Source organism: Pseudomonas akapageensis, assembly GCF_011355085.1.
Taxonomy (GTDB): Bacteria; Pseudomonadota; Gammaproteobacteria; order Pseudomonadales; family Pseudomonadaceae; genus Aquipseudomonas; species Aquipseudomonas akapageensis.
This window is the reverse complement of sequence record NZ_VXCP01000017.1, coordinates 188,600-202,732: the sequence shown is the minus strand read 5'-3', so window position 1 is coordinate 202,732 and position 14,133 is coordinate 188,600. Positions and strand designations below refer to the sequence as shown.

The 14,133-nt window shown below is 62.2% G+C and carries 12 protein-coding genes and 3 tRNA genes; 2 read left to right on the top strand and 13 right to left on the bottom strand.

From position 1 onward, the window contains the following. Positions 1-27: 27 nt before the first annotated feature. Complete coding sequence (locus F2S13_RS14425; protein WP_166361876.1) at positions 28-2,064, bottom strand: NADPH-dependent 2,4-dienoyl-CoA reductase; 2,037 nt, start codon at positions 2,062-2,064, stop codon at positions 28-30. A gap of 194 nt (positions 2,065-2,258) precedes the next feature. On the opposite strand from F2S13_RS14425, the gene F2S13_RS14420 reads away from it, so the two are divergent. Both F2S13_RS14420 and F2S13_RS14415 read left to right on the top strand, forming a co-directional pair. Beyond that, entirely contained in the window at positions 2,259-3,389 is a 1,131-nt protein-coding gene (locus F2S13_RS14420; protein WP_166361874.1) for a carbon-nitrogen hydrolase family protein, read from the top strand. A 4-nt stretch (positions 3,390-3,393) separates the two neighbouring features. Then, positions 3,394-4,434 carry an AraC family transcriptional regulator gene (locus tag F2S13_RS14415; protein ID WP_166361872.1) on the top strand — a complete coding sequence of 347 codons (1,041 nt, stop codon included), beginning with the start codon at positions 3,394-3,396 and terminating at the stop codon, positions 4,432-4,434. 219 nt (positions 4,435-4,653) lie between these two features. On the opposite strand, the gene F2S13_RS14410 is transcribed toward F2S13_RS14415, so the two are convergent. From F2S13_RS14410 to F2S13_RS14355, 12 genes are all read right to left on the bottom strand, one after another. Continuing rightward, positions 4,654-5,454: a DUF2242 domain-containing protein gene (locus F2S13_RS14410; protein ID WP_166361870.1), complete on the bottom strand. Its 801-nt coding sequence runs from the start codon at positions 5,452-5,454 to the stop codon at positions 4,654-4,656. A 156-nt stretch (positions 5,455-5,610) separates the two neighbouring features. Further along, a tRNA-Asp gene (locus tag F2S13_RS14405) sits at positions 5,611-5,687 on the bottom strand. 99 nt (positions 5,688-5,786) lie between these two features. Continuing rightward, positions 5,787-5,863: transfer RNA gene (locus tag F2S13_RS14400), tRNA-Asp, on the bottom strand. Between the two features lie 78 nt (positions 5,864-5,941). Next, positions 5,942-6,017 (bottom strand) — tRNA-Val (locus tag F2S13_RS14395). A gap of 96 nt (positions 6,018-6,113) precedes the next feature. Then, positions 6,114-6,887, bottom strand: coding sequence for an SDR family oxidoreductase (locus F2S13_RS14390; protein ID WP_166361868.1), 774 nt, complete (start codon positions 6,885-6,887; stop codon positions 6,114-6,116). Beyond that, a complete protein-coding gene (locus tag F2S13_RS14385; protein ID WP_166361866.1) occupies positions 6,884-8,095 on the bottom strand; it encodes an O-succinylhomoserine sulfhydrylase in 1,212 nt (403 codons plus the stop codon). The genes F2S13_RS14390 and F2S13_RS14385 overlap by 4 nt, the downstream gene beginning before the upstream one ends. 15 nt (positions 8,096-8,110) lie before the next feature. Beyond that, positions 8,111-9,616: an amidophosphoribosyltransferase gene (purF, locus tag F2S13_RS14380; protein WP_166361864.1), complete on the bottom strand. Its 1,506-nt coding sequence runs from the start codon at positions 9,614-9,616 to the stop codon at positions 8,111-8,113. A gap of 42 nt (positions 9,617-9,658) precedes the next feature. After that, the gene (locus tag F2S13_RS14375; RefSeq protein WP_166361862.1) at positions 9,659-10,213 is read right to left on the bottom strand and encodes a CvpA family protein; all 555 of its coding nucleotides are present in this window, start codon (positions 10,211-10,213) and stop codon (positions 9,659-9,661) included. A 94-nt stretch (positions 10,214-10,307) separates the two neighbouring features. Continuing rightward, positions 10,308-10,988 carry an SPOR domain-containing protein gene (locus F2S13_RS14370; RefSeq protein ID WP_166361860.1) on the bottom strand — a complete coding sequence of 227 codons (681 nt, stop codon included), beginning with the start codon at positions 10,986-10,988 and terminating at the stop codon, positions 10,308-10,310. Continuing rightward, entirely contained in the window at positions 10,972-12,279 is a 1,308-nt protein-coding gene (gene folC / locus F2S13_RS14365) for a bifunctional tetrahydrofolate synthase/dihydrofolate synthase (protein ID WP_166361858.1), read from the bottom strand. Before folC ends, F2S13_RS14370 begins: the two co-directional genes overlap by 17 nt. Next, a complete protein-coding gene (gene accD / locus F2S13_RS14360; RefSeq protein ID WP_166361856.1) occupies positions 12,276-13,196 on the bottom strand; it encodes an acetyl-CoA carboxylase, carboxyltransferase subunit beta in 921 nt (306 codons plus the stop codon). The genes folC and accD overlap by 4 nt, the downstream gene beginning before the upstream one ends. 284 nt (positions 13,197-13,480) lie before the next feature. Continuing rightward, on the bottom strand, positions 13,481-14,101 hold the full coding sequence (locus F2S13_RS14355) for a phosphoribosylanthranilate isomerase (RefSeq protein ID WP_166361854.1): 621 nt from the start codon (positions 14,099-14,101) through the stop codon (positions 13,481-13,483). Positions 14,102-14,133 lie beyond the last annotated feature (32 nt).

The window sequence follows — 14,133 nt, the reverse complement described above, 5'->3', positions numbered from 1 at the left end:
CATGGGGGCGCCGCCGCGGATCGATCATTACAGCTGGGCAGCCAGACGCGAGCCCTGGTTGATCGCACGCTTGGCATCGAGCTCGGCGGCAACATCCGCCCCACCGATCAGATGCACCGACTGCCCGGCTGCGAGCAAGCCATCCTGCAACTCGCGCAGCGGGTCCTGGCCAGCGCAGATGATGACGTTATCCACAGGCAGCACCTGCGGTTCGCCTTCACCGATGCGAATGTGCAGCCCGCTGTCATCGATTTTCAGGTATTCGACGCTGTTGAGCATCTGCACGCGCTTGCTCTTCAGGCCCGTGCGATGAATCCAGCCAGTGGTCTTGCCCAACCCGTCGCCGACCTTGGATTTCTTGCGCTGCAGCAGAAACACCTGACGCGCCGGTGCGTGCGGCGCTGGCGTGACACCCGCAACACCGCCACGGGCCTCAAGGTCAGTGTCGATGCCCCACTCCTTCCAGAACGCATCGCGATCCTGGCTGGTGGCCACACCCTGGTGCACGAGGAATTCGGACACGTCAAAGCCAATGCCACCTGCGCCGATCACCGCGACCTTCTGGCCGACCGACTTACGCTCAAGCAACACGTCGAGGTAACCCAGTACCTTCTCATGTTCGATGCCGGGAATCGCAGGCAAGCGCGGGGCAATGCCGGTGGCGAGGATGATCTCGTCGAAGCCGCCATTGACCAGTTGTTCGACATCCACCCGAGTGTTCAGGCACAACTCGACATTCGTGGTCTGCAGCTTGCGTTTGAAATAACGCAGCGTCTCGTAGAACTCTTCCTTGCCCGGCACGCGCTTGGCGACATTGAACTGGCCGCCGATCTCGCTGGCCGAATCGAACAGGGTCACTTCGTGGCCCCGCTCAGCTGCCACCGTGGCAGCCGAGAGGCCCGCCGGGCCGGCCCCCACCACCGCGATCTTCTTGATCTGTTGCACCGGCAGGTAGTTGAGCTCGGTCTCGTGGCAGGCACGCGGATTGACCAGACAGGTGGTCAGCTTGCCGCCAAAGGTGTGGTCCAGGCAGGCCTGGTTGCAGCCGATGCAGGTGTTGATTTCGTCGCCACGTCCGGCTGCCGCCTTGTTCACGAACTCCGGATCGGCCAGGAATGGCCGCGCCATCGAGACCATGTCCGCATCGCCTTCGGCGAGGATCTGTTCGGCCACTTCCGGGGTGTTGATACGGTTGGTGGTAATCAGCGGAATGCTCACCGAGCCGCGCAGCTTGGCCGTGACCTTGGCGAACGCGGCACGCGGCACCTTGGTAGCGATGGTCGGAATCCGCGCCTCGTGCCAGCCGATGCCGGTATTGATCAAGGTCGCCCCGGCCTGCTCCACAGCCTTGGCCAGTTGCACGATCTCTTCCCAGGTGCTGCCGCCCTCGACCAGGTCAAGCATGGACAAACGGAAGATGATGATGAAATTCGGCCCGACCGCCTCGCGTACCCGTCGTACGATTTCGACCGGCAGGCGCATGCGGTTCTCGTAGCTGCCCCCCCAGCGGTCGGTACGATGGTTGGTGTGCGCGGCGAGGAACTGGTTGATGAAGTAACCTTCGGACCCCATGATCTCGACGCCGTCGTACTCGGCGGTCTGGGCCAGTACCGAGCAATTGACGAAGTCCTGGATCTGCTTCTCGATGCCTTCCTCGTCCAGCTCGTTGGGCTTGAACGGGTTGATCGGCGCCTGGATGGCGCTCGGCGCAACTTGTTTGGGGTTGTAGGCATAACGACCTGCGTGGAGGATCTGCATGCAGATCTTGCCGCCGGCCTCGTGTACGGCACGGGTGACGATGCTGTGTTTCTGCGCTTCTTCGAGCGTCGACAGTTTGGCCGCTCCGGCATACACCCCACCCTCTTCGTTCGGGCCGATGCCGCCGGTCACCATCAGGCCGACGCCACCACGGGCACGCTCGGCAAAGTAGGCGGCCATGCGCTCGAAGCCACCGGGCTTTTCTTCAAGGCCGGTGTGCATGGAGCCCATCAAGGTACGGTTGCGCAACGTGGTGAAACCCAGATCCAGCGGGGACATCAGGTGCGGGTAGTGAGCAGCGGCCATAAAGGACTCCACAGCAAGCAATATCACGGGATGCGGGCACCTCGCCGAAAGTGGCGGGCCCCGTCGGTTATCTGCAGCCGACATTAAAGGGCTGTGCCCACACACTCAATGACCGAAAATGACAAGTTATTGATCCTAATGCGCAGCACGACTACCCTAATGCAGACTCCAGAACACGTTGATCCATCCGCTCCATGCGCAGATTCCTGATTTCCCTCGTCGCCCTCCTCGCCATAGCTGTGTTGATCAGCTACGGGCTGTGGACGACGCATCGGCCCATTGGCCACTACCTTTCCGACCTGCGCATCCAGGTGGCGCTCGACGAAGGCGTGCCCGCAGACCGCGGCAACCTGCTGGGCATCGAACCCGAACTGTTTCCCGGCGACTACCAGAGCCTCACGCGCCTGCATCGCAAACTCGCGGCTTACTTCGAACAAGCCCGCGCCAAGGGCTTGCTCAACGCCAAGACAGTCGTCGTCCTGCCCGAACACGTGGGTACCTGGCTGTGGGCCCGGGGCGAGAAAGACGAGCTGTACCGCGCCAATCATCGGGAAGAGGCCATGCAATGGCTCGCCTTGAGCAATCCGTTGAAATTCATGGCTGCACTGCTGGGCGCCAAGGGTGAAAACCGCCTGGAAGACGCCCGCCTGCGCATGAAGGCCCGGCGCATGGCCGAGGACTACCAGGAACTGTTCGGCGGCCTGGCCCGGGAATTCGGCGTGACACTGGTCGCAGGCTCCATTGTCCTGCCCGATCCACACCTGGAAAACGGCACCCTGCGCGTCGGCGGCGGTGCGCTGTACAACAGCAGCCTGGTGTTCGGCAGCGACGGCACGCCACTTGGGCAGCCACAACGCCAGCTTTACCCGGGCAAGGAAGAGCGCCGCTACATCCGCGCCAGCGGCGAGCCGCTCCTGCACGTCGTTGACACCCCGGCCGGACGCCTGGGCGTGCTGATCGGCAGAGACAGCTGGTACCCCGCCAATTACAGCCAGCTCAACGCCCAGGCCGCGCAGTTGATCGCGGTCCCGGCTTTTGTCAGTGGCAAGGGGCATTGGTCGCGACCCTGGCGTGGTTACGCCAGCCGCTCGGTGCCTGAGCAGAGCAACCTGAAACCCGGAGAAGTCAGCGAAGGCGAAGCCTGGCATCGCCTGACCCTGACCGGCCAACCGCCGATCAGCACCGCCGTTGCCGGCATGAGCGTGTTCATGCGCGGGCAATTCTGGGACCAGGCCAACGAAGGGCAAAGCTTCGGCACCCTCCACGGCCTGGTCAATAGCGGCAACAACCGGCGCGGCGCGCGCCTGATCAATCTCTGGTTATAAGTCCATGAATCAACCAAGGGTGCGTCTGGGCGACTTGTCGGTAGGCTTTATCCACAGCCTGGCGAATGCGGTGCGCAGCATGGGCCAGGACCCGACCGCACTGCTCGAACAATACGGCCTGGACGGCGCACGCCTGGCCGAGCCCTGTGCGCGCCTGTCGATACCACGCTATATGCGCCTTGGGCATGCGGCGATTCAACTGACCGACAATCCTGCCTTGGGCCTGCACATGGGCATGTGCAGCCGCCTGAGCGAGGCAGGCCTGGCCGGTGTTACCGCCGCCCAGGCGCCGAACGTGCGCGAAGCCGCGCGCACCCTGATTCGCTTCGAGCCGCTGTACGCCTCCAACTACCGCGGTCAATCGAGCTTTCACGAAGACAGCCAGGGCGCCTGGTTGCGCTTCTATTCGATCAGCCCCTACAACACCTACAACCGTTTCGTGGTCGACTCGATCCTTGGCGGCTGGCTGGCGCAATTGTCGAGCCTGGCAGGCAGCACCCTGCTGGCCGAACGCGTCGAGATAGAGTTCGAGGCGCCCACCTACGCCGGCGAGTATCAGGCACTGAGCCATTGCCCCATCGTCTTTGGCGCGCACGACAATCAGCTACGCCTGAGTCATGCCAGCCTTAACCTGCGCAATGCAGCACATTGCCCAAGTACCTGGCGGCACCTGCTGCAATTGTGTGAAAAGGAACTGGAGCAGCTGACCCGAACCCGAAGCCTGCGCGAACGCATCACTCAGTTGCTGGGACCCTTGCTCAATGGTGGCCGTGAACCGGACCTGGAAGAAGTGGCGGCACGGCTGAAACTGCCGACCTGGACCCTGCGCCGCAAGCTGGCGGATGAAGGTACGCAGTTCCGCGCCATTCTCAACGACACCCGCCGCGACCTGGCCATGACCTACATCCGCGATACGGAACTGGCATTCGGCGAGATCGCCTATTTGCTTGGCTTTGCTTCGGCCGAAGCCTTCCAGCGTGCCTTCAAGCGCTGGAGCAACCAGACGCCGGGAGAGTTCCGGCGCAGCCAGCGGCAGTCAGCCTAGAGCTCGGTAGCGTCTTCGGCCGGCTCCGGTGGATCGAGCTCGAATGCCTGATACTCGAGCAACTCTTCTTGATAATCGTCCATAACCTATCTCCAGGATCATGTTTCGGTCGTTCGTTGGATCGACCCTGGACATCACCCTAATGCTCCCCCATGAAGCCATTGTGACAGTGATGCCCTCCTGGACTTAAACGTAGCAGGCTGGGGAAAATTTATCACCCTAAGGCTTTGCTTCGGTCACCGCTGGCGTTTCGGACGACTCTACCGGCACGTTTTGTTCTGCAGCGGGCGCTGCGGGCGCCTGGGCCGAGATCGGCTCGGGTTCTGCCGGTGGCGTCACAGGCTGGGACATCGAGCCTTCATCGGCACCAGGGGCTGCCTCAGGCTTTGCTTCGGCCTTGGCCGCGGGTGCCAATGGCGCGGCAGCAGGCGTCGGCTCCGGTACGCCCAGGTCGCTCTTGGGCTTGTCGGGAATGTGCGCGGCTTTCTTGGCATCGGCCGGCAGGAAGCTTTCCACCAGGGCAAAGTAGCGCTCGTAGAACTTGGACGCAGCGACGGTTTCGCTGGCAACCTTGACCATCGAATCATCGGACGAGCCTATCGGCATCGAGACCGAGCCCAACACACCGACACCCACGCTGGCCGAGTTGTTCACCTTCTTCAGGGCATAACGGTCCTGCAGGGCATTGGCGAAGATGGTGGAACGGTGCTCATCGCTGCCATCGGCGGCACAGACCACGTTGAAGCTGATCTCCATGTGCGATTCGCCGGTCTGCTGAAAGCTCTTGTGCCCGCTGACAAGCTTGGGATCGCTGCTGGTGATGATATAGCCCTGGCTGAGCAAGGCTCGCCGCGCCGCTTCACAGGACGTCGACTCGCTGACCGGATAGGACCGCGAGAAAGTGCCGGAATCGTCGAAGTTTTCGTGTTCGTAGATGGCTGATTTCTGCGAGGAGCAGCCTGAAGCTCCTGCCAGCACGAGTGCCAGCGCAAGCGCACCGAAGCCGGTTTTATTGAACATTGCAAATCCTGGGGGTAACGGTCTGCACCAATTGTGCAACACATTAGAGGATCAAAGTGTGAAATTGTCTCATTTGCCTTGGACAAAAACAAAAAAAGCGACCCGGAGGTCGCTTTTCTTGTTGCTTCAAGGAGTTCAAGGGCCTTGAAGCGAGTATGGCGCAGCGGACGGGACTCGAACCCGCGACCCCCGGCGTGACAGGCCGGTATTCTAACCGACTGAACTACCGCTGCGTATCGCTCGGACTTGCGCCCGATTGAAACTGGGATCTGGCCTGAAGGTTTCGGTACCCTCAAACCTCAAACCGGACGTTAATCCGACCTGGAGAAAAGTGGCGCAGCGGACGGGACTCGAACCCGCGACCCCCGGCGTGACAGGCCGGTATTCTAACCGACTGAACTACCGCTGCGCGATGTGGACTTGCGTCCGGTTCCTCTCAATTGGCGCTTTCTTTCGAAAGTGCCTGGGTCAGGAACTTCTCAGGAAGTGGTGGGTGATGACGGGATCGAACCGCCGACCCTCTGCTTGTAAGGCAGATGCTCTCCCGGCTGAGCTAATCACCCTTTGCTTCGCTGAGGCCGCGAAATTTACGCAGGTACCGAACCTAAGTCAATAGCCCGTATGAAGTTTTTTTCAAAAAGGCCATTTGAAGCATGTAATTACGTGTAGATCATCTTCTTGGTCATACCGCCGTCGACCACAAACTCCTGTCCGGTGACGAACCCGGCATTCTTCGACAGCAACCAGGCAACCATCGCCGCCACGTCTTCGACCGTTCCCACCCTGCCAGCCGGATGCTGGGCATGATCGGCCTCGGTCAAGGGCTCTGCACGGCGCTGCGACGGGTCGCGCACATCGATCCAGCCCGGGCTCACCGCATTGACCCGGATTTCCGGGCCAAGGCTGATTGCCAGCGCGTGGGTCAGGGCCAGCAAACCGCCCTTGCTCGCCGCATAGGCTTCGGTATCGGGTTCCGATTGCCCGGCACGGGTCGACGCCAGGTTGACGATGGCCCCGCAATGGGCGCGCAGATAGGGCGCACAATGCTTGGCCAGCAACATCGGCCCACCGAGGTTGACCGCCAGCACCCGATTCCAGTGGGCAAGCTCGAGGCTCTCCAGGGTCGTGTTGTGCGGGTCGGCGATCGCCGCATTGCACACCAGGGCATCGAGCCGGCCAAACTGGCCCAGCACCTGTGCCACCCCATTGATGACCTGCTTCTCGTCGGCGACATCCATGGTCACGAACCATGCATTCTCCCCGAGTGCCTTGGCCACCTTGAAACCGCGCGAGCGGTCCACGTCGGTGAGCACCACCTGCCAGCCTTCGCTGATCAGCCAGGCGGCGATGCCCATGCCGATCCCCCGGGCCGCACCGGTCACCAGCGCGACACGGCCGTTATGGCTTGCGCGCTGCGAGGACCAATCGATCACAAGGCAGCCAGCCCGCGGGCCAGATCCGCCTGCAGGTCGGCAACGTCTTCAAGGCCCACCGCCACCCGGATCAGGCTGTCGCGAATCCCCGCCGCAGCGCGTTCTTGCGGCGTGAGACGACCATGGGAGGTTGTTGCCGGATGGGTGATGGTGGTCTTGCTGTCGCCCAGGTTGGCGGTAATCGAGATCAACCGGGTTGCGTCGATAAAGCGCCAGGCGCCCTCCTTGCCCCCCTTGACCTCGAAACTCACCACCGCACCGAAGCCACGCATCTGACGCTTGGCCAGTTCATGCTGCGGATGGCTCTCGAGCCCGGCAAAGTGCACCTTCTCGATGCCGTCCTGCTGCTCCAGCCACTCGGCCAGCACCTGGGCATTGGCACAATGTGCCCGCATGCGCAGGTTGAGAGTTTCCAGACCCTTGAGGAAAATCCAGGCATTGAAGGGGCTCAGGGACGGCCCGGCGGTACGCAGGAAACCGACCACTTCCTTCATCTGCTCGCTGCGACCGGCCACCACTCCGCCCATGCAACGGCCCTGACCGTCGATGAACTTCGTCGCCGAGTGCACGACGATGTCGGCACCGAGCTTGAGCGGCTGCGCCAGCGCCGGCGTGCAGAAGCAGTTATCCACAACCAGCAGCGCACCTTTGGCGTGCGCCACTTCAGCCAGGGCGGCGATATCCACCAGCTCGGCCAGCGGATTGGACGGCGATTCGACAAACAGCAGGCGGGTATTGGCCTTCATGGCCTTTTCCCAGCCCGACAGATCAGCCAGCGGCACATAGTCGACCTGCACGCCGAAGCGCTTGAAGTACTTTTCGAACAGACTGATGGTGGAGCCGAACACGCTCTGCGACACCAGCACATGGTCGCCGGCGCTGCACAGGCTCATCACCGTGGACAGGATCGCCGACATGCCGGTTGAAGTCGCAACCGCCTGTTCTGCCCCTTCCAGGGCCGCAATGCGCTCTTCGAACGCGCGCACGGTCGGGTTGGTGTAACGCGAATAAACGTTGCCCGGCACTTCGCCCGCAAACCGCGCAGCGGCATCGGCCGCCGTGCGGAATACATAGCTGGAGGTGAAGAACAGCGGATCGCCGTGTTCACCTTCCGGCGTGCGGTGCTGGCCGGCACGAACGGCGAGTGTGTCGAAAGCGACCCCTTCCAGGTCGCTGTCCAGTCGCCCGGCATCCCATTCCTGTGTCATGCCGCCTGCTCCTATTTAGTTGTTGTAGAGATCGATGATCGCACTGACGACCTGGGTCTTGACCTTGGAGGCGTCGTTGCGCGCCTGCTCGATCTTGTTCAGGTAAGCCTCGTCGACATCCCCGGTCACGTACTTGCCGTCGAACACCGCGCAGTCGAAGTGCTCGATCTTGATCTTGCCACCGCCGACGGCTTCGATCAGGTCCGGCAGGTCCTGGTAGACCAGCCAGTCGGCACCGATCAGGTCGGCAACGTCCTGAGTGCTGCGGTTGTGGGCGATCAGCTCGTGAGCGCTCGGCATGTCGATGCCGTAGACGTTCGGGAAACGTACCGCAGGTGCAGCCGAGCAGAAGTAGACGTTCTTGGCGCCGGCTTCGCGGGCCATCTGGATGATCTGCTTGCAGGTGGTGCCGCGCACGATGGAGTCATCCACCAGCATCACGTTCTTGCCGCGGAATTCCAGCTCGATCGCGTTGAGCTTCTGGCGTACCGACTTTTTGCGGGCAGCCTGGCCAGGCATGATGAAGGTCCGGCCGATGTAGCGGTTCTTGACGAAGCCTTCGCGGAATTTCACGCCCAGGTGGTTGGCCAGTTCCAGCGCCGCGGTACGGCTGGTGTCGGGAATCGGGATGACCACGTCGATGTCGTGTTCCGGACGCTCGCGCAGGATCTTCTCGGCCAGCTTCTCACCCATTCGCAGGCGCGCCTTGTACACCGAAACGCCGTCGATGATCGAGTCCGGACGCGCCAGGTAGACGTGTTCGAAAATGCACGGAGTCATCTGCGGATTGGTCGCGCACTGACGGGTGTGCAACTGGCCGTCTTCAGTGATGTAGACCGCTTCGCCGGGTGCCAGGTCGCGAATCAGGGTGAAGCCCAGCACGTCCAGGGAGACGCTTTCGGAAGCGATCATGTACTCGACGCCTTCGTCGGTATGACGCTGGCCGAACACGATCGGACGAATGGCGTTGGGGTCGCGGAAACCGACGATACCGTAGCCGGTGATCATCGCCACGACGGCATAACCACCACGGCAACGCTTGTGCACGTCGGTCACGGCCGCAAAGATGTCTTCTTCGGTGGGCTGCAACTTGCCGCGCACCGCCAGTTCATGGGCGAAAACGTTGAGCAGGACTTCCGAGTCGGAGCTGGTGTTGACGTGGCGCAGGTCGGATTCGTAAATCTCCTTTGCCAGTTGCTCCACGTTGGTCAGGTTGCCGTTGTGCGCCAGGGTGATGCCATAAGGCGAGTTGACGTAGAACGGCTGGGCTTCGGCCGAAGTCGAGCTGCCCGCGGTTGGGTAACGCACATGACCGATGCCCATGTGCCCGACCAGGCGCTGCATATGGCGCTGCTGGAACACATCGCGCACCAGGCCATTGTCCTTGCGCAGGAATAACCGGCCTTCATGGCTGGTCACAATACCGGCAGCGTCCTGGCCGCGGTGCTGGAGGACGGTTAGCGCGTCATACAGCGCCTGATTGACGTTCGACTTACCGACGATACCGACGATGCCACACATGCGACGCAACCCCTACTTGATTAAATCTGTACTGAACACGACTCAAGGCGTTTTGGGCCCCAGGAGGTGCTCCTTGAACGGAAGATCAGCCGGTGCGCTGATTCCGCTGGCGAGCCACTGACTGGTCATCCCCAGAATGAGGTTTTTCGACCAGTCTGCAACCAAAAGAAATTGTGGCACGAGCCTCGACTCCTGCCACCAGTGATCCTGCTGTACCGGCCCCAGGCTCAGCAGCCCGACGCCGACGACCACCAGCAAGGCGCCACGCGCCGCGCCGAAGGCCATGCCGAGGAACCGATCGGTCCCGGACAGGCCGGTGACGCGAATCAGTTCGCCGATTAGAAAATTGATCATCGCGCCGACCAGCAGGGTGGCGACGAATAGAATGGCACACCCGGCGATCACGCGGGCCGACGGTGTCTGGATGTAGCTTTCAAGATACTGCGACAACCCGCCGCCGAACATCCAGGCGACGGCACCGGCGATGATCCAGGTGAGCAGCGACAAGGCTTCCTTGACGAAACCACGGCTCAAACTGATCAATGCGGAGATGGCGATTATCGCGATGATCGCCCAGTCAACCCAGGTAAATGCCACAGTGCAGCCTACAGACGGATAAGGCGGCGCATTTTAGCAGAGCCCATGCCCGTCGGTAAGCAGCGATTGTCAGTACTGTGCGCTTTAACCCCGATCAGTTGCGCTCAGGCTGGAAACGCACGACAAAACCCTTGAGGTTCTGTTGACGCCCCAGCAGGTCGCGCAGGCGCTCGGCTTCGGCACGCTCGATCAAAGGCCCGACGAACACCCGGTTCATGCCATCGGCCGAACGGATGTAGGCATTGTACCCCTGACTGCGCAGGGTCTTTTGCAGATTATCGGCGCTGGCGCGATTGGACAGGCTGGCCAACTGCACCGACCAACTGACCGGCAAACCATTGGTATCGATCTTTTTCGCCGGTTCAGGCTTGGCCGGGGCCGCCGCAGAAGCTTGTGCGGGGGTCGGCTTGGTGGCGGGCGCAGGTGCAGGCGCAGGAGTCGCCGGCGTGCTTGCAGCGGCAACAGCGGGCACCGCAGGAACAGCTGGAACCGCCGGCACGGCCGGAACAGGCGCGATCGGCCTGGCCGGTGCCTGCGGGGCCGCTTCGGCAGTGTCCGGCACCGGTTCATCGGCAGGCACCGGCTCGGGCACCTGCACCGGCTCGACCTGCACTTGCGGCATCACCGGCGTCGCCGGAGCCGCTGGCGCCTCGACGCGCACCTGACGCAACTCGTCTTCACGGGAAAACAGCATCGGCAGGAAAATCACTGCCAGCGCGACCAGCACCAGCGCGCCGACCATGCGTTGCTTGACCACGTTATCGAGCAATGCCATCTGCCACATCCTCCTTGGCGTGACGGGCCAGCCATTCCAGGGCCTCGCCGACACAGTAAAATGATCCGAACAACAGAATTTCGTCCTCGGCCATCGCCCTGGCACACTGCGCCTCAAGCGCAGCCTGCACGCTTGCATGAGACGTCACCGAGGCACCAAGGTTCTCCAGCGCGGCCTGCAACTCTGCAGCCGGGCGGGTACGCGGGGTCGGCAAAGGCGCTACCGCCCACTCCTGCACCTGCCTCTGCAAGGGCTCCAACACGCCGTCGAGGTCCTTGTCCGACAATAGACCAAATACCGCCAGACGCTTGCCCTTCGGCGCACGCGCGACCAGGCGTCGAGCCAGATAGTCGGCCGCATGAGGATTATGGCCGACATCGAGCAACAGCGTCAGGGACTTGCCTTGCCAACTGAAGTTGCGCCGATCCAGACGACCGACCATGCGAGTTCCCAGTAGCGCCGCAGAGATCCGTCTGGCTTCCCAGGGCAGATCCAGCAGCAGATACGCCTGGAGCGCCAGCGCGGCGTTTTCCATGGGCAAGTCCAACAGCGGCAAGCCCGTCAATTCGACGCTCTGCCCCTTGCCGTTGAGCCCGCGCCAATGCCAGTCCCGGTCAGTGATGCCCAGGTCATAGTCACGGCCTCGCAGGAAAAACGGACAGGCGAGTTTCGTTGCCTGATCCAGCAGCGGCTGCGGGGGATCGAGATCGCCACACAGCGCCGGACGGCCCTGGCGGAAGATCCCGGCCTTTTCGAAGGCCACCGACTCGCGGCTATCGCCAAGCCAGTCGGCGTGATCGATACCGATGCTGGTCACCAGCGCCAGGTCAGCATCGACCAGATTGACTGCATCCAGGCGCCCGCCAAGGCCGACTTCCAGCACCACGGCATCGAGCCCGGAACGCTGGAACAGCCAGAAAGCCGCCAAGGTGCCCATTTCGAAATAGGTCAGGGAGATTTCGCCGCGCCCCGCCTCAATGGCCTCGAAGGCCTCGCACAAGGCCTCATCGCTGGCCTCGACACCCTCGATCTGCACCCGCTCGTTGTAGCGCAGCAGGTGCGGCGAACTGTAGACACCGACTTTCAACCCCTGGGCGCGCAGCAAGGACGCGACAAACGCACAGGTCGAACCCTTACCGTTGGTACCGGTAACGGTAACCACCCGTGGTGCCGGCCGGCCAAGCCCGAGCCGGGTTGCCACCGCTTGCGAACGCTCCAGGCCCATGTCGATGGCCGAAGGGTGTAACTGCTCGAGGTAGGCGAGCCAGTCACCAAGGGTACGTTTCGTCATACCGTGGCAGGTGCCGGCGGGACCACCATCGGCTCGATCGGCGTAGCGACGAAGGCCGGGGTCGGCAGACCCATGAACTGGGCCAGCAGGCTACCCAGGCGCGGACGCAGCTCCTGGCGCGGGATGATCAGGTCGATGGCACCATGCTCGATCAGGAATTCGCTGCGCTGGAAGCCTTCAGGCAGCTTCTCGCGCACGGTCTGCTCGATCACGCGTGGGCCGGCGAAGCCAACCAGCGCCTTGGGCTCGGCAACGATCACATCACCCAGCATCGCCAGGCTCGCGGAAACACCGCCGTAGACCGGGTCGGTCAGCACCGAAACGAACGGCAGGCCTTCTTCGCGCAGACGCGCCAGCACCGCAGAGGTCTTGGCCATCTGCATCAGCGAGATCAGCGCTTCCTGCATCCGCGCACCACCGGAAGCTGCAAAGCAGACCAGCGGGCAGCGGTTTTCCAGGGCGTAGTTGGCCGCGCGCACGAAACGCTCGCCGACAATGGCACCCATCGAGCCACCCATGAAGGAGAACTCGAAGGCACAGGCCACTACGGGCATACCCAGCAGCGTACCGCTCATGGACACCAGGGCATCCTTCTCACCGGTCTGCTTCTGGGCAGCGGTCAGGCGGTCCTTGTATTTCTTGCCATCGCGAAACTTGAGGCGATCCACCGGCTCCAGATCAGCGCCCAGTTCGGCACGACCGTCGGCATCGAGGAAGATGCCCAGGCGCGCACGTGCACCGATACGCATGTGGTGGTTGCACTTGGGGCAGACATCCAGGGTCTTTTCCAGCTCCGGACGATAGAGTACGGCCTCACAGGACGGGCACTTGTGCCACAGCCCCTCGGGAACCGAGCTTTTTTTCACCTCGGAACGCATGATCGAAGGGATCAGTTTGTCTACTAACCAGTTGCTCATGCTTTCTTTCTCCAGTACCGGCGACCTGAACGCAATTGCGTTACAAAGTCCCGCGTATGCCCTTGAGCCAATTCATGTTTGAAGCGATGAGGTTGCAGCCCGGCGACCCGCGTACAGCGTCTAGCCGCCCTGACCCGCACCCTCCTCAACCTTTAAAGCGACCAGCCCCGGGGCCGTCACCGATTAATTTTGACCGTTCCTGCAACCCGGCCCGGCAGCACAGGGCTGCGGAGTTATGGACGGTGGCAGACTGCCAACCGTCACATCGGCGCATCGGGAGCTTTTCATGCGCTGCGCACAGCTTGCATGAATGCCTCGATCTTCTGGCGATCCTTGATGCCCTTGCCCTGCTCTACCCCGCCACTGACATCCACCGCATAAGGGTGTACCTGGGCAATGGCCTGGGCCACATTGGCAGCCGACAGGCCACCGGCCAGAATGATCGGCTTGCTCAACTGCGCGGGAACCAGAGACCAGTCAAAAGCTTCGCCGGTTCCACCGGGCACGCCGGCAACATAGGTATCGAGCAGAATGCCGCTGGCTTTAGCGTAAGCCTTGCAGCTGGCCTCCAGATCATCGCCCGGACGCACTCGCAGCGCCTTGATCCACGGGCGGCTATAACCTTCGCAATCGGCCGGCGTTTCATCACCGTGGAACTGCAGCAAATCCAATGGCACCGCTTCGAGAATCTCGTTCAACTCGCCGCGCGTGGCGTTGACGAACAACCCCACCGTGGTGATGAACGGCGGCAACGCCGCGATGATCGCCCTTGCCTGCTCCACCGTCACCGCACGCGGGCTCTTGGCATAGAACACCAGGCCGATGGCATCGGCGCCCGCCTCTACAGCGGCCAGCGCATCCTCTATGCGGGTAATCCCACAAATTTTGCTGCGAACGGCTGACATATCGCGTGAACCTCTAGAGGATCGGAAAACCC

What these genes read in the sequence shown, in the direction of transcription:
- purF (WP_166361864.1), bottom strand. Translation starts at nt 9,616, where the DNA reads ATGTGTGGCATCGTCGGTATCGTCGGTAAGTCGAACGTCAATCAGGCG.
- F2S13_RS14420 (WP_166361874.1), top strand. Translation starts at nt 2,259, where the DNA reads ATGCGCAGATTCCTGATTTCCCTCGTCGCCCTCCTCGCCATAGCTGTG.
- F2S13_RS14370 (WP_166361860.1), bottom strand. Translation starts at nt 10,988, where the DNA reads ATGGCATTGCTCGATAACGTGGTCAAGCAACGCATGGTCGGCGCGCTG.
- accD (WP_166361856.1), bottom strand. Translation starts at nt 13,196, where the DNA reads ATGAGCAACTGGTTAGTAGACAAACTGATCCCTTCGATCATGCGTTCC.
- folC (WP_166361858.1), bottom strand. Translation starts at nt 12,279, where the DNA reads ATGACGAAACGTACCCTTGGTGACTGGCTCGCCTACCTCGAGCAGTTA.
- F2S13_RS14410 (WP_166361870.1), bottom strand. Translation starts at nt 5,454, where the DNA reads ATGTTCAATAAAACCGGCTTCGGTGCGCTTGCGCTGGCACTCGTGCTG.
- F2S13_RS14385 (WP_166361866.1), bottom strand. Translation starts at nt 8,095, where the DNA reads ATGACACAGGAATGGGATGCCGGGCGACTGGACAGCGACCTGGAAGGG.
- F2S13_RS14355 (WP_166361854.1), bottom strand. Translation starts at nt 14,101, where the DNA reads ATGTCAGCCGTTCGCAGCAAAATTTGTGGGATTACCCGCATAGAGGAT.
- F2S13_RS14415 (WP_166361872.1), top strand. Translation starts at nt 3,394, where the DNA reads ATGAATCAACCAAGGGTGCGTCTGGGCGACTTGTCGGTAGGCTTTATC.
- F2S13_RS14425 (WP_166361876.1), bottom strand. Translation starts at nt 2,064, where the DNA reads ATGGCCGCTGCTCACTACCCGCACCTGATGTCCCCGCTGGATCTGGGT.